This is a genomic window from Bacillus sp. Au-Bac7, assembly GCF_021341655.1.
Taxonomy (GTDB): domain Bacteria; phylum Bacillota; class Bacilli; order Bacillales; family Cytobacillaceae; genus Niallia.
This window is the reverse complement of sequence record NZ_JAJTTG010000002.1, coordinates 109089-134783: the sequence shown is the minus strand read 5'-3', so window position 1 is coordinate 134783 and position 25695 is coordinate 109089. Positions and strand designations below refer to the sequence as shown.

Here is a 25695-nt window from a genome sequence, read left to right as displayed (position 1 = left end):
TTCCTCCAAATTATTCCTTAACTGTGATGTCTTCACCGGCAAAGTATTTTTTAGATAGTTCTGCTAATGTTCCATCCTCACGTAATTTCTTAATTTCTGCATTAAATGCTTCTGCTAATTTCTCACCATCTTCTGTTTTTGCGAATGGGAAAGAAACATCTTCGTACACAAATGGGTCACCAACAAACTTCAATGGTAGATCGCCTTTATCAATCTCAGCAATTAAAGATGATTTTGAGTTAACATAGCCATCGACACGATTGTTGATTGCGTCATTCATTGCGCCATCGCGTGTTTCATAAGTTTTTGCGATAATTTCAGGATCAAAATTTTCTAGATTTACAACATTATTAGAGCCTAAAACGCCAGAAACTGTTTTCCCTTTTAAATCATCTAAACTATCAAAATCATTGTCCTTGTTTGTAACAATTGTAGCCCCAGCATAAGCATATGGCTCAGAGAAATTATATTTTGCTTTTCTTTCTTCCGTTACAGCAACGAAGTTTGCAACAGTATCAATTTTCCCTGTTTCTAATTGTCCCATTAAACCTGCGAAGTCCGTTTTAACCCACTCCACATCATAGCCTAAGTTTGCAGCAATCTTTTCAAATACTTCTACGTCAAATCCAATTAATTTACCATCTTCTTCATAGCCGTTCGGATAACTTTGTGCCGTTGATCCTGCACGAAGAACTTTCTTTTTGCTATCCCCTGATTCTTCATTTCCACTTCCGCAAGCTGCTAATAACAACATAACTGCCATAGTAATAACTACAAGTAATTTCTTTTTCATGATGTCTCCTACCTTTTCTTATATGTTTTTGCTAATAATAGTTTTTCTAAATAGATTGTTACATGTCCTTTACCTAAATCGGACTCTCCAACCTTTTCATAGCCACGCTTTAGATACATGTCTGCAAGCCAAGGATGCTCCTTTGCTGTGCCTAATGAAACAGAAGGACAATGAAGCGTGTCTCGCAAGTAATCATTTTCAATGAAATCTAAGAGTTTTGATGCATAACCCTTGCGTTTAAACTCAGGAGCAACAGCAACCCACCAAATATGCGGTATTTCATATGGCCCATGATGGCTGCTCCATGGCATACGGATAGAAGCAGTCGCTACCATCTCGTCGCCATCCTTCATATAAAAACATATATTTTCATTGACATTTTTTTCTACTAACTGCTCATCAGCAGTGGCTGCTGCAAAATTAATGCCAAGCTCACGGATGGAAGCATAACCGCGTAGTGATAAATCTAGTAATGCTTTGATATCCTTATTAGTAGCTTGATGAAAGGTCAAATTACTCAACTAATAACCCTCCATTCTTAATAGATTGAATAACCTCATCTACCTTTTGGCTTGCAAGACCAGTATACTGACTTGGATCTAGCAGCTGATTAATCTGTTCTTTCGACAGCACCGAGCCTACTTTCTCATTTGCTGACAGAAGTTCTTTAAATGGGACTTTTTGTTCGACTGACTCCATAGAGATTTGATACACAAGGTGATGAGCAGTTTGCTTCCCAACCTTTTCAGATAATGCAAACATGACACGTTCTGACAGGACAAGACCACCTTGCATTTCCAAGTTTCTCATCATATTTTCAGGTTTTACTACTAATCCTTCAAGAACAGTGATTGTGCTTTTCAACTGAGAAGAAAGATATAAGCAAATTTCAGGTAAAGCAATCCATTCACTTCTCCAGCTCATTGCATCTCGCTCATGCTCCATCACTAATGATTCATGGAGCAATGCAACACTATGCAAAATAGGTTTCGTTAAGCTTGCGATACCTTCAAAAATAGCCGGGTTGCGTTTATGAGGCATTGTAGTTGAGCCAACATTTCCTGTTTTAAATGGCTCCTCTACCTCATCAATTTCTGTACGCATTAAATTATAAAATTCATTCCCTAACTTCCCTAGAGATCCACTTATCAAACCAAGTACAGAACCATATTCAGAAACTCTATCACGAGAGGAATGCCAACAAATATCTGGGGTATCCAATTCTAGAATTTCTAATGCTCTTGCTTCTACTTTAGGACCAATACTGCCTAATGCTGCGTAGGTTCCGACCCCTCCTGCTAGCACACCAGTAAAGACTCTCGTTTCAACAGCCTGTAATCTTTCTAAATGACGTTCAAACTCACTTAATACTACTGCCATCTTAAAGCCGAACGTTGTTGGTAATCCTTGCATTCCGTGTGTTCTTCCAGGCATTGGCGTATCTTTATAGGTAGAAGCTAATCCAATTAAAAGCTCCGCTACTTTCTTAATATCTCGTTTAAGTATGTGATTTGCTTCTTTCAACTGAAGAATCATACCTGTGTCCGTTACATCCTGAGTAGTTACTCCATAATGAACAAATTCACCATACTCACCAGAAAGTGATTGCAAGTGATTAACAGTTGCCATTAATGAATGTTTTAGCTTCGCAGCCTCTGCTGCTATTTTGTCAATTTCGAAGTTTTCTATTTTTGCAGCATCTTTTATTACACTTCCCGCTTTTTCGGGAATAACTCCTAGTTCACTTTCCGCCAACGCTAATCCAGCTTCAACATCAAGAATTTTCTGTAATCTATTTTCATCATTCCATACAGCACGCATTTCCTCTGTACTAAAGTTATTTTGCAACATTTTTAAGTCTAAAACATGTGAACCCATTTTTGTTAACACTCCCATGTTGAAATCCAGAATATACCAGTTAGTCCTTTAACTCATAAAATATATAATTCCTATGTTTATAGTGTGAATTATAACATAGTGTTTTTAACTTGCAACAATTTATTTAAAATTGAAAATGTACATATAAATTGGAAACGATTTAAAATGGAAACAGCTTCTAATTAACTACTAGAAACTGCCAATCTGTTAGTTTATAACCTAAAACAAGCAAGTTGCTAAAGCCGTTACCAACCCAAGCATAGTTGCCTATTAGTTAATTCTATAGGTTATAATATCTTGCTTTATCAAATCATCTATTAAAATCTTTTTATATTTTTCCAAGCTTCTATTATAAAAGGAAAAATTCATTATTTATCTTCTACAACTTAGCCTATCATGAAAATAATTATGTTACAATTTAAACATCTGATAATTCAGATACTTTTGATAAAAAAATGTAGGAGGTAGGTATTATGACTAACAAAAAAAATATTTACGTAAAAATCTATCGAGGGATTACGATTAAGTAATCTAACTACTTAGCGTTTTCCCAAATTCTGAAAGGGGAAAATAATTTGAACCAAACATTGCTAATCATCGATGCCCAGCAAGAAATAATTGATGGCAATCAAGAAGAAGGAGTAGTTTTTAATAAAGAACAACTGATTAAAAATATAAATTTATTAATCAAAAAGGCGGCAGAAGCAAATGTCTCCGTATTATTTGTAAGAGATTCAGAAGTTGCAGGAGGTGTAGGGAGCGGATTTCAAGTTCACAATGAAATTAATATGCCTTCTGATCCAATCTTCTTTGATAAGACTGCAACGAATCCCTTTCATGGGACAAATCTTTTGAAGCATCTGAAATCACAAAACATAAAACATATCGTTATTGCTGGTTGTAAAACACAGCATTGCATAGATACAGCCGTTAGAACAGCCACTGTCAATGGCTTTGACGTTACATTAGTAGGCGACGCCCATTCAACAACAGACAATGATTTTTTACGTGCAGAACAAATTATAAATCACCATAATGATACTCTTCATGGCCATTACAATGTTGATCACTTTTCAATTGTCAGGAATTCAGTGGAAGACTTGTATACACCATCACATGATTCTTACAGAGAATAGTAAAACGAGTTTAAGTGCAGAAGCATGTTTATCTAAAACAATTGAAAAGCGAGGAATATAATAATGGCTTTGGAAATGAGAAAAGAATGTGAACGCTGTACTTCTTTATTAGCGGAAAGCTCAATTGCTTATATTTGTGTTCACGAATGTACATTTTGCGAACCTTGTACAGAAAATATGAAACAAATTTGCCCAAACTGTGGCGGAGAACTAGTTAGAAGACCTAGAAAACAATTAAATAGATAATCATCTTTCCTGGATAAGCAGAGATTTTTCTCTGCTTATTTTTTTGAACATAAACTGATTCTTATTTTTTATTAGTCGTGTATATGGGAGCCTTTCTAGCTTTTGGTACATTGTACTCCTCTCCCCTCTTTGAACCATGTTGCACTAATAACATACACGGCTACACCTTTTTAGATTACCCTCGCTTGATTAAGTTCATTTCTATCCTCCTTTTCAATAACTAAAACTTTCAAGTTCTTAAAATTCTAAATTATTCCAGTATGTGGTATCTTTATTTTAAATAATTAGAGAAAGGAAAAAACAATGGAAATCAAATCATTAACTTTACACTCAAATAATTTAGTAGAAACAAAGATGTTCTATACTAAAACGCTTGGTTTTACTTTAGTTGATGAGGATGACAATAATTTTCAAATAATGGTAGGCTCAAGCAAATTAACGTTTACTAATCAGAGTGCTTCGAATAACCCATTTTATCATTTTGCATTTAATATTCCCGCTAATAAATTTAGCGAAGCGAAACAATGGACTAAGGAGAGATTAAATTTATTAACTGAAAATGGAGAAGATGAAGTTGATTTCTCTCATCTACCTGCCCATGCATTTTATTTCTATGATCCTTCTGGTAATATAGTTGAATTTATTGCAAGATATGGGATAAACTCCAATAGTAACCTTCCATTTACTCCAGAAAGTATCCTTAATATTTCTGAAATTGGTCTTGTCGTTGAAGATGTAATGCAAACTGGCCAAAAAATGATTAATAACGGGATTTTTGAACGAGATAATAATTCAATTAGTGATAAATATTTAAACTTTATGGGGAAAAAACATAAAGGGATATTTGTTATATTAGCTCAACCAGATAGAAAATGGCTTTTTTCAGAAAAATATTCGGCTATTTTCCCACTGGAAATAGTATTAGATAATAATAAAATATTAATAGTTAATACAAAGAATGAATTTCTAATAAAAGAATAACGCTTCATATTAATACGATATTAAGGAAGTAGTTTGTTGCATTAAAATGGTCTTCTAAATCTAACTTGAGTTAGCTAAAAACCCCCATAAATATTAGAGATTAAATTGTTAATAATACGGGAGGGACAGAATGAAAAAACCACCTCTTTTTATTGCAGCTACTATCGTATTGTTTTTAATTGGCTGCAGTAAAACTAATCATTCCAATGCTGATTTTCAAGGAGTCATTCTTGCAGTAGGTGATCAAAGTATCATTGTAGGAGAAGAAGATGTTAATCCTGAAGCTTCCTATGAATCGTATGAGGTTTTACTCGATGATAATACAGTATTTAATGGTGATATTTCTAGTATGAAGCAGTTAAAGGATGAATTTGTAGAAGATAAAAAATTTGATGTTTGTTTATGGGTAAAAGAAAAAGTCGAAAATAATCATATCAATAATAAAGTAGTAACCAAATTAAGGATAAATAAATAATGCACAAATAAATTGGAAACAATCAGCGCAAACAGCCTGATTGTTTTTTCTGCTTAAATATATCTTCTTGACGTGCGTTTCTATTATCCAATTCTTTCATCATGCCTTAGCCATTTTTTTTATTCTCAAAGGATTTTTGGAACAGCGATTTAAGGATAGCAGTTAATAGCCACCCTCTTTTAATTTAAGAAAATGTACTTTCACTAATCATATAGGAACCGATTCCTATATAAAAATTTGTACTAACAAAAACCAAAAAACAGCCCCTTTAACAAGGTAATATATTTCGAAAAAATAAATAATGACAAAATTCGACACCCTTTGTATACTCACATTAAACGGGGCAAACCTAATGAAAATTAGGGGCGCAAAGCTATAGGGACTAAGGTGATGCCAAGCTATGTCAGCCAGCTGCCGTTCACAATAAGTAAGGAGTGAATGAGAAATGAAAAAGTTAGCAATTGGTGTTTTGGCAACGTCCTTGATTTTTTCTCAAGGGTTACAAACTGAGGCAAAGAAAAGTACAGTTGTCGATAAAGATAAAAACGGGATAGCAGATGACTGGCAAAAGAAATACAAGCTTGGGAATGGAAAAGCAGCAGCTAAAAAAGATCCTGATAAAGATGGATTATCTAACGTGCTCGAATACCAGCTTAACTCAAATCCAATTAAAAAGGATACTGATGGGGATAAGATTTCTGACAGCAACGAAGATAAGGATAAAGATGGACTTATAAACGGTCTAGAAGTTAAATGGAAGCTCAATCCATTTAAAGCAGATACAGATAATGATCGAATCATTGATTCACAAGAAGATGAAGATGGTGACAATCTCACAAACAAAGAGGAAATCTACGTGGGTACTAGCTTAACATTAGTAGATACAGACAAAGATGGACTTAATGACGGAAATGAAGATACAGATAAGGATAAATTAACTAATAGCATTGAATTTGACCTTGGATATAATCCTAAAGATAAAGACAGTGACAATGACGGAATCAAAGATGCTGATGAAGACTTAGATAAAGATGGTATACGCAACAGTTATGAATTGGACGAGCTAAAAGTTGTGTTATTGAATGAAAACGACAAAGAGTTTAAGATTCAATTCAAGCTTGGCAAAAAATCTAAGTTAATGGTAAAGGATAATATCGGCATTCCAAATGCAAATACTTTCTTCTCACAATTTACGACTGGTTTGACACATACTGCAACTGATGAAGAACTTATTAATAAAATTAAAGAAATTACAGGATTACAATCCTTTATTAAAATCAGTATTAAAGCAGAATTTGCAAACGGACAAGAACTGAAGGTAGAGCAAGAATATGCAGCGGTTGACACTAGCGGTGATGCTTCTACAGACAGCTCAATCGATGAGACAGAGGATTTAGATTAATAATAAAAAAGGCATATGCTGATATCCAGTATATGCCTTTTTGTTTATAGCAAGTGAGTATCCTGTAATACTAGTCTAAGGCTGATAAATTAAATTCAAAAGTTAAGATATTGTTAATTTACTTTGTATACTATTGTATAAAATTCCTAAACTGTTACACTTTTGCTTATAAATTCAGATTGAAAAGAGAGAGCAAATGAAGAATAGCAAACATTATAAGGGATTTAAATCTCTTTTAGAAATCCTATTGGTTTCTAGTAAACTTGGATTTACTTCTTTTGGGGGACCTATTGCTCACCTTGGCTACTTTCATAATGAATATATCCGTAAAAGAAAATGGATGGATGAAAAAAGTTATGCTGACTTAGTAGCTTTATGTCAGTTCTTACCCGGACCAGCTAGCAGTCAAGTTGGAATTGGCATTGGTGTTTTACGGGGAGGCATTCTTGGAGGTATTGTTTCGTTTATTGGTTTTACACTTCCCTCTGTTTTAGCATTAATAATTTTTGCTTTACTTCTCCGAGGAAGGTTTGTGGGTGAAGCTGACTGGATACATGGTCTAAAAATTGTCGCAGTCGCAGTTGTTGCTCAAGCTATATTAGGAATGGCAAAAAGTTTAACCCCAGATTTAAAGAGAAAAACAATTGCTTTACTTTCATTAGTTGGAACACTAATCTGGCAATCTGTATTTACTCAAATAGGCGTTATACTCCTATCAGCGATTATCGGCTTTCTTTTATATAGAAGCCATCCAGATAACAACTATAATACAAAACTACAGTTTCCCATTTCTAAATGGCTCTCCATTTGTTGTTTGATTGTTTTTTTTAGTTTACTGTTTCTTTTACCTTTGTTAAGAGAAATAACCTCATCGAATTGGATAGCCATATTTGATAGTTTTTACCGTTCAGGATCATTAGTCTTTGGTGGTGGACATGTTGTTTTGCCATAACTTCAAAATGAACTTATCCCTGCTGGTTGGTTAAATAAAGGTGAATTTTCAGCAGGATATGGTGCTGCCCAAGCTGTTCCTGGTCCATTATTTACTTTTGCTGCATATCTCGGGACTGTTATATATGGATGGCAAGGTGGTTTATTCGCTACATTTGCAATTTTCCTGCCGGGTTTCTTGCTCATAGTGGGGTTCTTACCATTTTGGGATTTATTACGGCGTAATCCAAAAATAAACGGCGCCCTAATGGGTGTAAATGCCGCAGTTGTGGGGATTTTAATTGCAGCCTTTTATGATCCAATATGGACTAGCTCCATACTTTCTCCCCGTGATTTTGCTTTGGCAGCAATACTGTTTAGTCTGCTAGTATATTGGAAAGTTCCTCCATGGGTAATAGTTATTACTGGGGCAATCGGCGGCTCTCTTATTGTATAACTATTGCTCACTAAGTGCTGCTATAAAAAGCTAATCCTTCACTGTTGTAAGGATTAGCTCTAACATTTATTGAGTTGTTACATTGTCTAGATAAAGCGATGTTTGACCACTAATGTTAGCTGAACTTGTAAACTGAACACCCACCTCTTTAATGTCATTGATATTAGAGATAGTAGTTAAATCAAGTGTTAGAGACGTATCAGAAGATATTTTTGCTGCTCCATTATCGAACCATTTCCAGTCTCCACCCGTTTTAACATATAGTTTTGCACTTATTCCATTGCCGACATTTCCCCAGTTTGCATGTTTAACAGTAGCTTTCAACTTAGATTTCCCACTAAAGTTCAAACTTTGAGATAGGGATAAATAATGGATGGAATTTGAAGATAGTTGGACATCAGCTTTTAATGACTGTTTGCCTCCTGCTGCCCATTCTGTTGTAGGCCAAGGTCCACCCGCGATATTTGATCCAGTCCAGTTTTGATTACCGCTTTCAAAATCATACAATATATTATTTGTTCCTGCTGAGCTACCGAATACTCCGCTTAGTTTTGAAGTGGCTTTTAACCCATTTGCCCCATTAACAACCGTATTACCCCAATCAGTTAAACTGTTACCAGACCAATCGTTGCTTAAATCCAGATAGCTCCAATCAGTGCTATTTCCTTTCCAAGACCATGCAAGCCAACCGACATTTTTTTGCTGTGAATAACTCATGATGGTTGTTTCATCTACATCTCCATTTGTATGTTTTTGTCCGAACTCTCCTATTATTAAAGCTAATCCTTGGTTTAAGACACCATCAATATTTGACTTAACAGTTGCTGCATCCCCACCAGCGTACTCATACATATGTATGGAGAACATTGTATTCTTCAATGGATCCGCATTAAATACCTCTTTTCCATAATTATGAATGGAAGCTGGGTATTGTCCCCATCCAGCAGAATCAATTATTAGAGTATGATTTAAGCCTGCATTCCGTAACTTTGGAATAGCTTGTTTATAACCAGCTGCCCATGCCGCACCATCCCAAGTACCATACCATTCATTCGCAATGTTTATTATCACTTTATCTTCTTTGCCTATCAATGTGTCTTTTAAGCTGATCCAATAATCGACTGCACGATTTAAAGATTCCACATCGTCTTTTCCTGTTGCGTCATGAACTTCCAGAATTGCAATCAGTTTATTTTTTTCTGCCAATGACAAAAGGCTTTTAACAGTATTAATATCATCTTTGGTGTATTGTCCACCATCAGATAAAACAATTCTTACTGTGTTTGCTCCAGTTGCTGCTATTGCTGGAATAGCAGCTGCTGAATCTTCTTTAAACCAAGAATGAGCATGATTTACACCTCTCATAATAAACGGTTTACCCGTAGCATCATATAAAGTGGTACCGCTTACATAAAATCCCGAAGCAGCACTTGCTTTTGAATCAGTAATAAACAAAGCAGAAGTAACTAACAGTAAAATTAGAATAAAACTTGATAATTTTTTCACAACCAATCCCCCAATATTTTAAAATTTTTATTTTAACTCTTTCTTTTTTTACATATACCTCCTTTCTATAAAAAAGTAAGAGTTAAAAGCATAAGAGTAAAGCAATTTATTCTAATTATTAATTTATCGATTAAGTAATTATAAAGTAATAATAACATTAATTCATAATTAAACAATTTATTTCCATCAATTTTTCCCAAATGAATAATAAGACCTAAAGAGTCTGAAGGCTATCCATTTAGGCGTTTAGATCTGTGTAATATAAAAATTATATGAATCTTATCACTGGTGTTTTTCTACTATGCAGCTAATCAACTAAATTACTTACTTTGTTAATTAATTTACTTAAACCAGCCTGTCATTTAATCTCATAAAAAAATCATTCCCCATCATTAAAGGAATGCTCTACTTTTTTTATCCGATATTACAAGAATGCTGCCATTTTCCTGATAAAAAGAACTGCAAATAAATGCAGCTCTTTTAAAGATTCAGAATGAGGTTAATTTATTTGAGCCGCTTCCCTTCAACAGCTAACATATACATCATTAATGATTCAGCATCCCTAACCATCCATTCTCGATATTCATTTTCTGCCCTTAGGTAATCTTTTTCCGTTATGAAACCGTCTCTTACCATTTGAACTCCTCTGCTTGAAGCAGTATCTGCCCAAATTCCAATGCGAGTTTGGAATTCAGGATGAGGTTTCGTTGTTAGCTCGTGTTGGGGAGTTATGGTAATTTCTCCAATTCCTATTTTCTGAAACATATTGGGGAGATTATCGGCAATCGAATTGTCCATACCTGCTTCCGAACGCCATTTCAAATAGGCAGAGTAGAAGGCAAGCATACTTGAGGGCGGCTGTGGCTGCCAATTAATTTTCTCATGATTGTAATCCACAATGATTAGACGACCTCCTATTTTAGTAGCAGAAGTCAGTTTTTTTAATGCTTTTAATGGTTCCGATAACCAAATTAAAACCCTTGATGCAGTAACGATGTCAAATTCTTGATCATAGGGGAGATTATAGATATCACCTGTTTCAAAGAACAATCCTGGTGTTTCGCCATAAGCTTGACGGGCTTTTTTTATTAGATTCGGATTGCTATCGATCCCTACCACGCGACCATTAGGACCCACTTCTTCTGCAATTCCATATGTTATTGATCCTGTGCCACAGCCCACATCGAGAATTGTCATACCTTCAGTCAGTATTTCCTTAAGCCTTTTGTGAGAGTTTGCTAACGTTCTAGAATCTAGAACATTAGTTAACTTTCCTGATAACACAGCCCTATTTCGCGCCATCTTTGTATCCATATAACTTCCCCTTCCCACCAACTAAATGTTAATTCCACTGCTTTTATTTTATCAATTATTATTAAGTACTCTAATAAATTATAAGTGCCAATTTAATTCCAGAATGGAATGGATGAGGTTTCACAAGAAATTTAAGCTTATTCTTTTAAGTAAAACAGCAGTGCATTTTTTCACAAGTGTCTGTTTTTTACTTTCATCATTAAAAGGAATAATCCCTAATTACATAAAAAACAGCCACATAATAGTAGCTGTCTCCATGTAAAATTCATATTGGTTTTAAATTTACTTTTGATAACAACAATGATAAATGAAAATAAATATTTGATGCAATGATTCCTATTATTGAAAATATAATGGCATCTTTAATAAGGAAAGAGTGAGACCCTATAATTAAAAATAGAACACCAGCAAGAATACCAGCTACTGAATACATTCCCAAAACGAGAAAATATCTTACCTTTTTTGATTCTATTACTATGTTATCCATGCCAACATCTATAAGTAGTGATACCGGTATTCCTATAAAGTAATAAAATGGACCAAAAGAAACCAAAATCAGGTGCATAGAAAATACAAGAATATAATACTGCAAATAAAACAACAGATAGTGTGGCTGTTAAGAACCTTTTCATTACTACACTCTCCATGAATCAAAACTATTACAATAAAACAGTTGGTAAAATAAGCACCACTATTGTACCAGACTTATCAATCTATTGTAAGTGGTTGTTATGTTCCTTGTTCTACTGTTATAGATGGCCCTCTTCACTTATTACAGCCAGATAGTTCTATAATAAGGGCAACACCAACACCTTAAGAGATGACAATATGTATATGAATGCACCTTAGCAATACATAAATTACCCCCACCACATTGCACAAACAAATAATGACCACATTGATACAAAGGTTCCTACTGTTCCAAAAACAAAAATGTATAAAAGACTGTATTTTTTTTCAACTTTTTTTAATTTTATCATCCAAAATCCTATTACGGGAGTAACTAAGCATATACTTATGCTAATTACAGTAATTATAGTTAAGTAATAAATGCTATCTGTCGTATTAATTATCCCCTCAAGAAAATAGGCTAGTGATTGTCCATATACTCCTAATGCTGTTGCAGTAATTATTAACAGCCATAAAACTAAGTGACTCTTTTGCATTAAACTTTTCCCCTTGTGTAATTTTTATATAAAAGTATAATATTACACTAATAATAACATAAGTATTAGCGATTAGGGATGTTTTATATATATTTTTTACTCAATCTCATTTATAACATGAAAAAACCACCAAATAAGGTGGTTAGTGAATTTTTTTACTTAACTAAAAAAACGAAAATAAAGTGCTAATACGTAATTACCTAAAATAAATATCGCATATATTTTAAACGTAAATGCAAAGAACCCTTTTTTCTTAAAATTTAATAACAGATAAAGAATTGATATTATTAATACAAGTATGTATGTAGGTGCTAAAACTAACTTTGAATATAGATCCGGAGTAGTCATTTTTTTCTCTTCATCCTAATATTTGAGTAAATTCCCTTTTGTTTGTATGTGTGTTTATTATATCTCTAAACTGCTTCGTTTAGATACTTAAATTTATTGACATTCTTATTGCACTAATCTCCCTCAATTATAAACACCTTAACTCTTAAAACTTAGGCCTCATGGGAAATCCTCTTCTTCTTCACAAAAATAAAATAGGTGTCCTAGGATCATGGAACACCTTTAAGAAGGTCTGTTAATGAAGGCTTCACCTAATATAGGATAATATCCCTTTTTCATTATGGATACGCCACTTATCCAATTCTTGCTGATTTTTTGTTGTGAAGAATTACGCTTACGCTAACCATTCATTTGCAGCTTCAGAAAAGACATAAAAAAACAAGGCATTAATCCTTCTTGGATTAGTGCCCTGCTACCATAAAAAATCAACTTTTATTTTATAGGCATAGTGTATGTCACAGAAATATCATTGCTTTCTTGTATTTTCGTAAATATCTCATGAAGAATTTCTAATGCTCTTTCATTAGATTCATACTTCCCTAAAGCTTTATTCCATTCATTTGAACTGCCTACTATTTTTTTTCCTTCTACAGTAACCTCTTTTACACTTATCAAACTTTGTTTATCCTGAGAAAAAATCCATAACATAGTAAAACCATCCCTTTCATTTACACAGCATTTGCTGTATTTTTAAATACGTATGAGAATTTTTAAAGTTTCACTATTAAACTATCCTACACAGATTGTTTCACAAGGACAGGCCCCTGCCTTTTCAAAAGCATAGTCACTCTTTTATAATCTTCTCTAATCATTATAGGGTTTAGCCATAATCACCTCAGCCTCCTTTTATACCATTTTTTAACATTTAGAATACATCGTTTTATTTGGTAAAAATTACAATAATTTGATAAAATTACTCATAGGTGATTAAATGACTGTTCTAAGGAAGGAAAAACAAAATAATTTTGTATCCATTATAATTAGTGCATGCATTTATTGCTGTAATTGTAGTGTTGTATATTTCTAGACATCATCCTAATACATTTAGTTTAGATAAAGTGGTAATTTGCTATTTAATAGTTATTGCCGGAAGCATTGTAGCCTTTATTTTATCTTTTAAAAACAGGATAAACTCTGCCCTGTTTGTTGTTAGCATAGTATCAAGTCCTGTTTTAATTGTGATAATGTCAATCATTACATTTCTTTTAGCATTGGCAAATGGAATTTCAGAACCGTAATAGTATTAAAAAGGTGATTAGACTGTACTGCAACCCATTTTTTAGGTATCTAAGGAGGTGTAAAAAAATATGAGTGAACAGACTCAGGAAATTAGAAAAGGTTTTAACCCAATTGCACTTACTGTTACTTTACTTGTTTTAGCATTTATAGTGTTCTCTGTTTTTCGATACTTTCCCAATGTACATATGCTGGTTAGTATAACCCTATATTTTATAATCGACATTGGGTTTATAGTAGCAATGATATTAGGAATAAAAACGAAAGATAAGCCAATCATGGTTTTCAGTATTATTTCTAATTCCATCTTTTTTGTACTGTTATCTTTGTTTACTTTTTTGCTGTTAGTAGCATATGGGATAGGAGGACCATAAAAGTCTCTACTTGGAGGCTTTTTTGTGCTTATTTATGGGTAAATCCTTACAAACAATTTCACTTATAAGTAAGCTCCTTTACCAACAAGAATATAATCCAGCTTATTATAAAAAAATCCAGCTATTCACAGCTGGATTTATTGGAATTCAGATTATTTAAGTACATTTCTTCACAAGGTTCTCTGTATTAATATTAACTTTTATACTTTTTTATAGTAAACTTTCTTCTAATGTTTTCATTTCATAGAAGTATCCTTGTTTGTTCATAAGCTCTTGATAGGAACCGGATTCTATAATATTTCCTTGGTCCATTACAATAATTAGATCCATTCTGTCTAATCCTTGCAGCCTATGACTGATTAGTATTAAAGTATCCTCTTTTGCATATTCGAAAAGTCGCTGATAAATACTTTGTTCTGTCAGTGCATCTAATGATGAAGTGGGCTCATCTAATAACCACAGATGTCCTTTCTTTAGGAAAGCTCTAGCAATGGCTAATCGCTGTTTTTCTCCTCCTGAAAGATTTTCACCGTTTTCTAATACTTGCTGATCTAATGAAAATTGTTCAAGATTTACGTTAGTTAAGGCAGCTTTCAACTGATCATCTGTAAGTTCAGCTCCAGCTAATTTTAGATTTTCTCGGATGGTACCATAAAAGAAATGATTTTCCTGCAACACTACCTTTGCTTGTTCCCAGATTGCTTCGCCTGCAATACTTGCTGTATCTTGTTTATCCCAGAATACTTTACCGTTTTGAACTTGTAGTAACTTTAAGGCAATTTGCAGTAATGTGGATTTTCCAGAACCACTTGCACCTACAATTGCTACTTTCGATTTAGATGGTATCGTTAATGAAAGATTAGGGATTGTTGTCCGCCAATCGCCTTGGTGTGTAAACTGGATTTCTTTAAAGTGTAGTGTTGGGGCATTATCCGGTAATTTAAATATAGTCGCCTTAGTCTCATTAACCTGTATGTCTGGGTCTTCTACTACATCATATAAACGCTTGGATGCATCACTGCTTTCTTGCATATAGATTGGAAAGACGGCCATTGGTGCTGCAGGCTCAAAGACAGTAAGGGAAACCATGACTAGCATTGCCAAAAATATCCCTTCTAATGTACCATTCGTAACTAAATATGCTCCAAAGCCTAAGACAAACCAGCTGACTACAAAGGTAATAAATCCATTAAACGATTGACTGGATATTTTATTTATATTTTCAGCTTTTTGTTGAGCAATATAGGCTTCTGATTGACTTATTAAATGATTTTGTTTTGTTTGTAATTGTTGAAATAACTTTAAATCACGAAAGCCAAACATCATTTCTGTTATATATGTGGATAATTCACCACGTTCATTTCTAACTTTGCCATTAATCTTCACTTGTCTTAAGGTAAATAGCGCTGGAATAAGGACGGTGGTCAATAAAAATCCAATTAAAAGGATTACAGCAATCTCCATTGAATAGAAGCTAGCAAAGAAAATGGTACTAATAAAAACAAGTAATAACACCATTGGTGGGTAAAAAACTCTCAGAAAGAAATTTTGTAAACTTTCTACGTCTCCAACTACACGTGCTAGTAAATCTCCACTTCTATACTTTTGAAAAACATTTGGAACAAGTGGAGTTAATTTTTCAAAAAAAGCCACTCGCAAATTACTTAAAATGGTAAATGTTGCTCTGTGGGAATAAAGACGCTCTCCGTATTTTGCCCCTGCTTTAACTAGACCTAATAATTTTACAGTTGATGTTAATACAATTAATGTATAAAAGGGAGGGGTTAAGGCCGATTTAGAAATAAGATAACCACTTGCTGCAAATAAACCTACACTACTAATTCCAGCAATAAAGCCACAGATAACCGCAATAACGATATCTTTTTTCTCTATTAAAACTAGTTTAATTACTTTTAGCAAAGCGCTCATTGTTTAGCCCCCCCTTTTTGAATGGTAACAATTTTTTTATATGCTGGGATATTCTCAACCAAGTATTCATGCGTACCAGTTGCTTGTAACTGCCCATTCTCTAGATAAAGAATCTGATCTGCATTTTTAATGGTATGCAATCGATGTGCTACCGTTATAACAGTCGCCTTTTCACTTAGCATTTCAATCGATTGCTGCAAGATACTTTCCGTAGCAAGATCAAGTCCTCGTGTTGGCTCATCAAGTAAAACTATATTCGGTTTTTTCAGAAAGGCTCTGGCAATGGATACCCTTTGTTTCTCGCCGCTGGATAATCCCCTGCCTGCTTCCCCTATTTCTGTTTGAAACCCTTTTTCTAAAGATTTTATAAGTGGTAAAAGCCCAGCCAATCTTGCAGCCTCTTCTATAGCTGTTTCGTCTACCTTATCTGTAATCCCCATTGATATATTTTCAGCTATCGTACCAGAAAAAATATAAGGGTGTTGTGAAATGTAAGAGATCTGATTTAACCAGGAAGCTTCTGTATAGTTAGTCAGCTCTCTACTATTAATTTTAACTGACCCATGATCTGGAGTTATCATTCCTGCCAATATGTTAAGTAAAGTAGATTTCCCTGTTCCACTTGCACCAACTATGGCAATCTTTTGTTTTGGCAAGAACGTAGCAGTGACCGGCTTTAATTGAAAGTCCCCAACAGGATAGGTATATCCTACTTGATCAAGGAATATAGTTGGAGGAACATCCTGCTTTTGCAGCTCTTCTTTTCCCCATAACAACAAGTTTTCTTGTTCCTCAAATTCTTCTAATACTTTTTTCGTCGCTCCCATACTTGCTCTGCCATTATGGAATGTTGTTCCTAGTTCTTTTAATGAAGTAAAAAACTCAGGAACTAATATAAGAATTAAAAAGGCCGTGAAGAATGACATGTTTTCATAAATAATCATCTGTATAGCCAATTCCAGTGCAACAATTCCTATACTTAGCATAGAGATAAGTTCCAGTGCAAAGGATTGTGTAAAAGCTATCTTTAATATATCAAGAGTTGTATCACGAAAACTTAAGCTACTCTTTTCTAATTCGTCTTTTTGACGCTTTGTTTGGTCGAATAACTTTAACGTAACAAGCCCTTTTAATGCATCTAAAAAGTTACCAGAAAAAGAAGCTAGTTTTTCTAACTTCTCTTCTGATTTTTTTTGCGTTTTAATTCCGATGATAATCATATAGATCGGAATAAAAGGAGCGGAAACTAATAGTATTAAACCTGAATTGATATGTTGTGTAAAAATGATTATTAGCACTAAAATCGGTACAAAGGTGCTCTGCATCACTTGCGGAATAAATTGACTATAAAAGCTATCCATCTCATCCACACCATCAAGCAGCATACTAACCTTTTTACCTGTTTGCCCTTTTTCTGCTAACTGAATAGAGCTACCAGCATATTTCGTTAATAATTCTTTACGCGTAGCATTCTTTACATCGCTCGCAATGGAAACACCGATACGTTTACTTAGATAATCAGAACTAGATCTAATCAATAGTATGAATAATAATAGGATTAACCATGGTATAACTGCTGAAAAGGTTTGATGATTCAAGAAGACACCATCCACTATATTCGTCATTGCGAAAGCCTGTGTAATAACGGCTATACCAAGTATTAATGTTAATCCCATTAAAAGAAAAATTCTTTTTTTATATAACCAGATGGTCTGCTTTAATTTTTGCATAATCAATTCAGCCCTTTGTTCAATCTCATTATTTTTTACCCTTCGCGTAATCTGCATCAAATAAGAACAGACGCATTAACAAAATCAGGGAAGGAACTAATAATAGCAGTCCAGCTATAAATGCAACAATAAGTGCAATTCCCATCGAAGGATTTGTAACACTATTTTCTATACTGATTTGCGGATATAGTAAATATGGAAACTTGGCCATGCCGTATCCAAAAAAGGCAAAAAGAAATTGCAGCATAATCGCTATAAAAGCAACACCATAATACTTGCCAATATACAATAGACTAATCGCAATTAAGAAAAATGCCATCGATAGACCAAAAACCCACCATAAATCAATCATATTTTCGTAATTTTGCTGATTGCGCTGACTTAAAGCTATCATGGTTGTAAGTGCCATAATAATGGTTGGTGTTGCCCAAAAAAGTGCCCATTTTCTTACTAAATGAAGTGCCGGTATATCATTTGCTCTTGATGCATAGTACGTTATAAAGCTCGCACTAATAAACAGGACAGAGACAATAGCCAAACCAACAATGCTCCAAGCCAATGGACTAGTAAATAACTCAAAGTATTTTAATGATACGTGTCCATTTTGTTCTGTAATGAATCCGCCCTCAGAAATCGTTAAGGCAACCGATAGAGAGGCTGGGATAAATAGCCCTGTTGCACCATATAGAAACATATAAATATTACTTTGTTTTGACCCATAATTTTCAAAAGCATAAAAGGAACCGCGAATAGCTATCAAAATGATGGCAAAACTTGCGGGTACAAGTAATGCTGATCCATAGTAATAGGCTGTTGATGGAAAGAATCCAACAATACCAACAAAAAAGAATACTAAAAATACATTTGTTACCTCCCAAACTGGAGATAAATAACGTGAAATAATTTTATTGATAATGTGATCTTGTTTCGTAACTTTTGCATAGTAAGCGAAAAAGCCTGCACCGAAATCTATGGATGCCACTATTAGATATCCATATAAAAATATCCATAATACACTAATCCCAATTACTTCATAGCTCATTTTTTATCCCCCTTATTAAGTTCAGGGTAGTATTTCTCTAATTCGAGTTCCACAGGCTTATCTTTAAATAATTTCCTTAATGTAAGGACAAATAGGGTTCCAAGCACTAAGTATAGTGCTAAAAATAAGAAAAACATGTGAACAATATAGGGAGATTTAGTTGCTGCCTCTTCCACTGTCATATATCCTCTTAAAATCCATGGCTGTCTGCCCAGCTCTGCAAATACCCAGCCAAATTCGACTGCTAACATCGCAAGTGGGCCTCCTAAAGCGAGTAACCATAATACAAACTTGTTATGGACATCCCATCGTTTAAATCTACTTAACACTAGATATAGGAATGAAATTCCTAATAAGAAAAAGCCAATCATAACCATCAAATCAAACAAATAGTGAATGATTAATGGTGGTCGCTCACCTTCTGGGGTTTCCTCAAGTCCTAGTACCTCACTCGTAAAATCACCATGAGCTAAAAAGCTTAGAAAACCTGGGACTCGAATAGCTCCAACGACTTCATTGTCTTCATTTAACCATCCAAACAGAACTAGATCGGCATTTCCCTCTGTTTCAAAGTGCCACTCTGCAGCTGCTAATTTCTCTGACTGGTGCTTAGCTAGATACTTTGCTGATAAATCTCCACCTAATGCAGTTAGCATAGAGAACACAAACATAGAAATAACAGTCATTTTTAATGCTTTCTTATGATATTCTGCAGCACCTTTCTTTTTTAATAGTGCAAACGCAGCAATGGTAGCTAAAATTGCAGCAACTGTTAAATATGAACCTCCTAAGACGTGAAAAACTCTTGTTGGAGTTGACGGGTTTAACATTGCTTGCAATGGATTTACAGCAGTAAACTCACCATTCACCATTGTAAATCCGTCTGGTGAATTCATAAATGAATTCACTGTACTAATGAATACTGCGGACATACCTGCACCGATGATGACAGGTAAAGATAATAACCAGTGTGTATATTTCCCTTTAAATCGGTCCCAAGTATATAAATAAATCCCCAGGAAAATTGCTTCAAAGAAAAATGCAAAGACTTCCATAAACAGCGGCAATGCAATTACATTACCTGCAAGCTCCATAAAGTTAGGCCATACTAACGATAGCTGTAAGGCTATAGCCGTCCCTGTAACCACACCTATAGCTACAGATATTACAAAACCACGGGACCAGCGTTTAGCTAATAATTCATAATGTTTGTCTTTCTTTTTAATTCCAATAAATTCAGCTAAAGAAATAAATAATGGTACTCCTACACCTAATGTAGCAAAAACAATATGAAAAATTAGAGTCATAGCAGTAATTAATCTGCTTACCGTAACTGTATCAAACTCCATTTTCACCCTCCTCAAAATGTAATTTTATGTGAAATAATGAACAAGTTATTGCATACTTTGTTACTCTTTGCACAATAAAATGTATCATTCCTTCATTTTCATTTAAAAAACCACATATCCACCTTTTTAATTCATCGTAGTATATGTATTTCTTTTTCTATTTCCACTATATTTATAATGTTAACATGGATTTCTATAAAAATTTATGTCCATTTTTCGAAGGATTTTTTTCCCAAATGACAATATTTAAATAACATATTATTTCGAATTATTAATTTAAAGTTCTGATAGAGAATAATGTTGATTTTCCTTTTTTAACTATCGGTGTAGTTAGTGGAAGAAGGGTTAATTAATTTCTATAATGAATTATAGATAAAAAAGCAAGAAAATAGTGATGTAATCAATAGAGGATTATGTTAATAGAAAGGTGCCAGGAGATGAAAAAATCAATACAAAGTAGATTCATTGGAGTGTTTACATATAATGACGATTTAAAAGTATATGAGGCAAATGAAGGGAAAATACATTGGAAATTAGATATAAGAAATGAATTTGTTGATGTAGATGAGATGTTGAAAAAAGCAGAAAAACTTTTTTCATGTATAGAAGAATTTGATAAAAATGCAAAAGTATCCATAGCAGAGAAATTGATTGATTATAAAAATGATTTTTGGCCCGAGTATGATGAGGATGATGAAAATTTAAATTGGGATGCTGTAGATGCAGGGGAATATGATATAACAAAAGAAAATTTTCAGGAAGCAATTACCCTTTATGACATCGAAATTAGAGCAAATGAAATTTACTGTGAATATGATGATGGAGATTTATTTGTTGGGCATAGAATACATGCTTACTTTGATAATAATTATGTGTTATTAAGGGCTGATGTATAGAAATAATTTGATTTTTTAAATTTTTTTGACAAACACTAAAGTCTTGGTCTTTTCTATTAAAATAAACATCAAAAATGACCTTTATCAGAGCCAATTTAATAGATTTTACCAATAATCCTTTTAAACAAACAAAAAGCATGAGAACAAGTCTCATGCTTCCTTAATTTTATAGCTCTTCCCCATTTGTTGCAATTACATTTTTGTACCAGTCAAATGATTTTTTCTTGCTGCGTTCTAATGTTCCGCTGCCGTCGTCATGCTTGTCAACGTAAATAAAACCGTAGCGTTTAGACATTTCGCCAGTTGATGCACTTACTAGGTCGATACAGCCCCATGGTGTATAACCCATTAGCTCTACTCCATCTTGAACTGCCTCTCCCATTGCTTTTATATGTTCACGCAAGTAGTCAATGCGGTAATCATCGTTAATCGTTCCGTCTGCTTCTACTTTATCATAAGCACCTAAACCATTTTCGACAACGAATAGAGGTTTTTCATAACGATCATATAGTTGGTTTAGAGAAATTCTTAATCCAGTTGGATCAATTTCCCAGCCCCAATCACTTGCTTTCAAGAAGGAATTTTTTATTCCGCCTAGGATGTTACCTTGGCCCACTTCTTCTGGTTTCTTGTCTTTCTTTTCTGTTCGAGACATATAGTAGCTGAGTGCAACATAGTCAACTGTATGCTCCTTAATTAGCTCTAAGTCGCCTTCTTTAATATCTAGTTCAATTCCATGTTCTTTAAAATAGCGCTTAATGAATGCTGGATAATGACCACGCACTTGCACATCTCCACAGAAGTAGTTGAAGATTTGTTCTTCTTGCAATGCGAATAGAACGTTCTCTGGGTTTGAATCTACAGAGTAAGTTGGCAGGTAAACAAGCATGCAGCCAATTTGTGCACCTGGAATGATTTCATGACAAAGCTGAACCGCTCTTGCACTTGCTACAAATTGATGGTGATATGCTTGGAATGTTGGCTGGTAGCGGTCTTCTTCACTTTGAATCGCAAATCCTAAACCAAGGATTGGCATATGTAGACTGCTGTTAATTTCATTGAATGTCATCCAGTATTTTACTTTATCTTTGTAACGGTTGAATAGTACTGTTACATATCTCTCAAAGAATGTTACTAACTCACGGCTTCTCCAACCACCGTATTCTTTTACTAGATGAATTGGCAATTCATAGTGAGAAATTGTCACAACTGGCTCAATATTGTATTTTAATAGCTCATCAAACACTCGATCATAGAATGCTAAGCCTTCTTCGTTTGGCGTAAGTTCATTGCCATTAGGAAAGATTCTGGACCAAGCGATGGACATACGGAAAGTTTTGAATCCCATTTCAGCGAAAAGGGCAATATCCTCTTTGTAACGGTGGTAAAAGTCAATTGCTTCATGGTTTGGGTACGTATATTTCTCTGTGTCTAGTTCAAAATCAAAGCCTGGATCTGAAAGCACTTTTAATCGAACTTTCCCGCCTGGAAGCACGTCTGGTGTGTTTAAGCCTTTTCCACCTTCATTTGAGGCACCTTCTAATTGGTTTGCTGCAGTTGCTCCTCCCCAAAGAAATCCTTCTGGGAACTTAAATGTTGATGTCATGTTTGTTTCCTCCTTTATATGAAGGAGAGAATAGTGTATCACTCTCTCCTTATTCACATTGCTTTAAACGATAACCGTTAATAGTTTTTCGGATTGGACAATATTTTCTTCACTTGTTCCAACGACTTCTACATACTCACTTGTATTAGTGACAATCACTGGCGTTGTTACTGGATAACCAGCTTCTTTAATTTTCTCAATATCAAACTCTACTAACAGATCGCCTTGCTTTACTACATCATCTTGCTTAACATGCGGTGTATAGTATTGACCATTCAATTGAACAGTATTGATGCCTATATGAATTAATATTTCTGCTCCATCTGTTGAAGTAATACCTATCGCATGACCTGTCGGGAAAACGGTCGTAATCGTTCCATTTACTGGTGAAATAGCTTTTCCAACTGTTGGCTCAATCGCTATTCCTTTCCCCATTGCTTCTGAAGCAAATACAACATCGTCTACTTCTGATAATGGCAGTACCGTTCCTGTTAATGGGCTAGAAATTACTTCTTGTTTTATAAGTGGTTGTGCTTTTTCTTCTACTTTTTCTGCTTCTTTTTCAACTGGTTCATTCGATGCTTCTTCGTTCTTCTTTTTATCTTCAAAACCAAGCACTAGTACTAATACTAAAGCAATTACAAATGCAATGATCATTGGAATAATAAATGACACAATTGGTGTGTAAGCTGGAATTGTTAAGAAAGCTGGAAACGCAAAGGACATAGCTTTATTACCAAGAGCGCCACTTATTCCTCCTCCGATTGCACCAGCAATGGCAACGAAAGGAATTGTTCGTTTATTACGCAGCAGCAGTCCATAGATAATTGGCTCTGTTACACCTGCTAATGCTGCTGGTAAAAAAGTAGAACCAGCAACAGTTTTTACCTTCTTGTCTTTTGACTTTAAGAATATCCCCACTGCTAATCCCATTTGGGCAAACACAGCGGCGGAAAGCATAGCCATTAATGGATCATATCCTTCTGCTAAATTCTGCAGGATAAGCGGCACAAGGCCCCAGTGTAGTCCAAGTATTGTTAAGAAAGTCCAGCCTGCACCCATAACGGCACCTGCTAACCAACCACTCTTCGAACTTAAGAAGCTGATACCATCACCAATCCAGTTTCCTACATACACCCCAAATGGACCGAATGCCAGCACAGTTAATGGCACAATAATCATTAATGAAAGCATCGGCACCAAGAATAGCTGCAAGTCTTTATGAATAATTTTCTTTAAGAATTTATCTAGTAGTGCATAAATACATATAGCAATAAACACAGGGAATACAGTAGACGAATAATCCATTAGTACAACTGGAATTCCAAGGAAACTAGAAACATTACTTGTCTCTGTCATTAACCCCGTAAAGTTAGGCTCAAGTAATGCAGCCCCAATTGTTCCACCAACATAAGGATTTGCGCCAAGCTTAGTAGAAATTGTAATCCCTAAAAGAATCGGAAGGAAATAGAATACTGCATTTCCAGCCGCAGACAGAATAAAGTATGTCCCGCTTGTCTCTGATAATAACCCAGTCATTGTTAAGACTGTTAAGATTGCTTTTAACATACCTGCACCGGCAAGCGCTCCGATTAATGGGGAGAAACTTCGTGATATTACTTCAAAAATTTGCGCCCCAATGCCTTGTTTCGGTGCATTTTCAGATGTTTGCTCCGAACTGCCAATATTAGCGATCTTGTTTATTTCTTTATTTACTTCCGGAACATGACTTCCAACAACCACTTGAAACTGTCCGCCACTTTCTACAACACTAAGCACCCCGTCTAAGTTTTGCAGTGCTTCTTTATTCGCCTTGCTGCTATCGTTTAATTTAAAACGTAAGCGTGTTGCACAGTGAACAAGGCTTGAGATATTTTCTTCTTTTCCGACTAAATCAACTATGTCGTTAGCAAGTTTATTGTAGCTCATTTTCTTTTCTCCTTTTTATTTAATACACTTATATTCATTTCCCTGTTGACGTGAAATTTTCCAACAAAAAAAACCTAAATCAAAACATCTCTGTTTGATTTAGGTTTTGCCCGCAAGGTTACAACCCTATTTGTCATTATTGCTTTTGACAACTCGTTCTATATGGATCGTTAAATAGATCATTTCTTCATCTGTTAACACATAAGTATACATGCTTTCGATAAATTTCTTTATTTTCAGCGCACATTTATGTGCTTCCGGGTATTTCATCTGAATTACTTGATATAAATCATCATCTGTAGAGCTGTTATAGTGATTTCCTTTCACTAAACGCTGCGCAAAAAACTTGAGATGGGTAATAAATCGATAGAAATGCAGGGAATTCTCATTGAAATCAATTTTAAAGTGATACCTGACAAGTGTTAAAATTTCCTGCATAATCTTTGTCATATCATGAACAACTGGCATCTCTTCATTCAATTCAGCGTTGATGAAGTGAAGTGCCAAGAAGCCTGCTTCATCTTCTGGCAATATTACACCAAATTGATCACAAATCATATTCAATGCTTCTAATCCTACCTCATACTCATCTCTATACAGCTGTCTGATTTCCCATAGTAATCCGTTTTTTATAGGAAGGTGGTTCTTAAATCGATCCACTGCATAATAAATATGGTCCGTTAAATGAATATAAATGCTTTCGTTTAATTTCTTACCAAGCTTCATCTTCGCATATGCAATAATCTTCTCCGATAATTGCATATATTCAATCGGCATATCAGCAATCAAGGTTTTGAATTTCGTCATTATATCTTCGTTTTCTAAAGTGAAAATCTTATCGATTTGTTCTTCATCTATAAGATCACCAGCCCGCTTTTGAAAAGCTATTCCACGACCAATGATGATAATTTCTTGCTTATCTTTTACAGAGATAACTGCATTATTGTTTAATATTTTCTCGATGTTCACTTT

21 protein-coding genes, 1 pseudogene and 1 riboswitch are annotated in these 25695 nt (G+C 34.5%); of the genes and pseudogenes, 8 read left to right on the top strand and 14 right to left on the bottom strand.

The annotated features are described in order from the left end of the window. Positions 1–10 precede the first annotated feature (10 nt). The 3 genes from LXM54_RS09155 to purB are packed head-to-tail and all read right to left on the bottom strand — an operon-like array spanning position 11 to position 2671. Entirely contained in the window at positions 11–796 is a 786-nt protein-coding gene (locus tag LXM54_RS09155) for a transporter substrate-binding domain-containing protein (RefSeq protein ID WP_233315618.1), read from the bottom strand. 5 nt (positions 797–801) lie between these two features. After that, positions 802–1314 carry a GNAT family N-acetyltransferase gene (locus LXM54_RS09150; RefSeq protein ID WP_282581469.1) on the bottom strand — a complete coding sequence of 171 codons (513 nt, stop codon included), beginning with the start codon at positions 1312–1314 and terminating at the stop codon, positions 802–804. Continuing rightward, positions 1307–2671, bottom strand: a complete 1365-nt coding sequence (gene purB / locus LXM54_RS09145; protein ID WP_233314910.1) for an adenylosuccinate lyase — start codon at positions 2669–2671, stop codon at positions 1307–1309. Before purB ends, LXM54_RS09150 begins: the two co-directional genes overlap by 8 nt. A gap of 575 nt (positions 2672–3246) precedes the next feature. On the opposite strand from purB, the gene LXM54_RS09140 reads away from it, so the two are divergent. From LXM54_RS09140 to LXM54_RS09115, 6 genes and pseudogenes are all read left to right on the top strand, one after another. Then, positions 3247–3807 (top strand): cysteine hydrolase family protein, encoded by a 561-nt coding sequence (locus LXM54_RS09140; protein WP_233314909.1) that lies wholly within the window; start codon positions 3247–3249, stop codon positions 3805–3807. Between the two features lie 63 nt (positions 3808–3870). Next, positions 3871–4053 (top strand): DUF1272 domain-containing protein, encoded by a 183-nt coding sequence (locus LXM54_RS09135; protein WP_233314908.1) that lies wholly within the window; start codon positions 3871–3873, stop codon positions 4051–4053. A gap of 303 nt (positions 4054–4356) precedes the next feature. After that, entirely contained in the window at positions 4357–5034 is a 678-nt protein-coding gene (locus tag LXM54_RS09130; protein ID WP_233314907.1) for a VOC family protein, read from the top strand. Between the two features lie 130 nt (positions 5035–5164). After that, the gene (locus LXM54_RS09125) at positions 5165–5509 is read left to right on the top strand and encodes a hypothetical protein (RefSeq protein WP_233314906.1); all 345 of its coding nucleotides are present in this window, start codon (positions 5165–5167) and stop codon (positions 5507–5509) included. A 332-nt stretch (positions 5510–5841) separates the two neighbouring features. Beyond that, a riboswitch (cyclic di-GMP riboswitch) is annotated at positions 5842–5928 on the top strand. 26 nt (positions 5929–5954) lie between these two features. Then, the gene (locus LXM54_RS09120) at positions 5955–6911 is read left to right on the top strand and encodes an MSCRAMM family adhesin SdrC (protein ID WP_233314905.1); all 957 of its coding nucleotides are present in this window, start codon (positions 5955–5957) and stop codon (positions 6909–6911) included. Positions 6912–7107: 196 nt separating this feature from the next. After that, a pseudogene (locus LXM54_RS09115) lies at positions 7108–8298 on the top strand (chromate transporter). Between the two features lie 66 nt (positions 8299–8364). On the opposite strand, the gene LXM54_RS09110 reads toward LXM54_RS09115, so the two are convergent. The 4 genes from LXM54_RS09110 to LXM54_RS09095 form a co-directional block, all read right to left on the bottom strand. Beyond that, positions 8365–9804 carry a glycoside hydrolase family 5 protein gene (locus LXM54_RS09110; RefSeq protein ID WP_233314904.1) on the bottom strand — a complete coding sequence of 480 codons (1440 nt, stop codon included), beginning with the start codon at positions 9802–9804 and terminating at the stop codon, positions 8365–8367. A 504-nt stretch (positions 9805–10308) separates the two neighbouring features. After that, positions 10309–11118, bottom strand: a complete 810-nt coding sequence (locus LXM54_RS09105) for a class I SAM-dependent methyltransferase (protein WP_233314903.1) — start codon at positions 11116–11118, stop codon at positions 10309–10311. Positions 11119–11978: 860 nt separating this feature from the next. Continuing rightward, the gene (locus tag LXM54_RS09100; protein ID WP_233314902.1) at positions 11979–12284 is read right to left on the bottom strand and encodes a hypothetical protein; all 306 of its coding nucleotides are present in this window, start codon (positions 12282–12284) and stop codon (positions 11979–11981) included. A gap of 780 nt (positions 12285–13064) precedes the next feature. Further along, a complete protein-coding gene (locus LXM54_RS09095; protein WP_233314901.1) occupies positions 13065–13280 on the bottom strand; it encodes a hypothetical protein in 216 nt (71 codons plus the stop codon). Between the two features lie 659 nt (positions 13281–13939). On the opposite strand from LXM54_RS09095, the gene LXM54_RS09090 reads away from it, so the two are divergent. Further along, positions 13940–14242, top strand: a complete 303-nt coding sequence (locus tag LXM54_RS09090; RefSeq protein ID WP_233314900.1) for a hypothetical protein — start codon at positions 13940–13942, stop codon at positions 14240–14242. Between the two features lie 210 nt (positions 14243–14452). Here LXM54_RS09090 and cydC read toward each other — a convergent pair whose 3' ends face one another. Genes cydC through LXM54_RS09070 form a run of 4 tightly spaced genes read right to left on the bottom strand, consistent with a single transcriptional unit; the run spans position 14453 to position 20292 of the window. Continuing rightward, positions 14453–16171: a thiol reductant ABC exporter subunit CydC gene (gene cydC, locus LXM54_RS09085; RefSeq protein WP_233314899.1), complete on the bottom strand. Its 1719-nt coding sequence runs from the start codon at positions 16169–16171 to the stop codon at positions 14453–14455. Then, positions 16168–17901 (bottom strand): thiol reductant ABC exporter subunit CydD, encoded by a 1734-nt coding sequence (gene cydD, locus LXM54_RS09080; RefSeq protein ID WP_233314898.1) that lies wholly within the window; start codon positions 17899–17901, stop codon positions 16168–16170. Before cydD ends, cydC begins: the two co-directional genes overlap by 4 nt. A gap of 28 nt (positions 17902–17929) precedes the next feature. Next, positions 17930–18943, bottom strand: a complete 1014-nt coding sequence (locus tag LXM54_RS09075; protein WP_127739823.1) for a cytochrome d ubiquinol oxidase subunit II — start codon at positions 18941–18943, stop codon at positions 17930–17932. After that, the gene (locus LXM54_RS09070; protein WP_233314897.1) at positions 18940–20292 is read right to left on the bottom strand and encodes a cytochrome ubiquinol oxidase subunit I; all 1353 of its coding nucleotides are present in this window, start codon (positions 20290–20292) and stop codon (positions 18940–18942) included. Before LXM54_RS09070 ends, LXM54_RS09075 begins: the two co-directional genes overlap by 4 nt. 437 nt (positions 20293–20729) lie before the next feature. Here LXM54_RS09070 and LXM54_RS09065 point away from each other — a divergent pair, with 437 nt between their 5' ends. Then, the gene (locus tag LXM54_RS09065) at positions 20730–21188 is read left to right on the top strand and encodes a DUF2262 domain-containing protein (protein ID WP_233314896.1); all 459 of its coding nucleotides are present in this window, start codon (positions 20730–20732) and stop codon (positions 21186–21188) included. Positions 21189–21354: 166 nt separating this feature from the next. On the opposite strand, the gene LXM54_RS09060 is transcribed toward LXM54_RS09065, so the two are convergent. From LXM54_RS09060 to licT, 3 genes are all read right to left on the bottom strand, one after another. Next, positions 21355–22794, bottom strand: a complete 1440-nt coding sequence (locus tag LXM54_RS09060; protein WP_233314895.1) for a glycoside hydrolase family 1 protein — start codon at positions 22792–22794, stop codon at positions 21355–21357. Positions 22795–22857: 63 nt separating this feature from the next. Then, positions 22858–24723 carry a beta-glucoside-specific PTS transporter subunit IIABC gene (locus tag LXM54_RS09055; RefSeq protein ID WP_233314894.1) on the bottom strand — a complete coding sequence of 622 codons (1866 nt, stop codon included), beginning with the start codon at positions 24721–24723 and terminating at the stop codon, positions 22858–22860. Between the two features lie 126 nt (positions 24724–24849). Next, positions 24850–25692, bottom strand: a complete 843-nt coding sequence (gene licT, locus LXM54_RS09050) for a BglG family transcription antiterminator LicT (RefSeq protein WP_233314893.1) — start codon at positions 25690–25692, stop codon at positions 24850–24852. Positions 25693–25695: the final 3 nt, after the last annotated feature.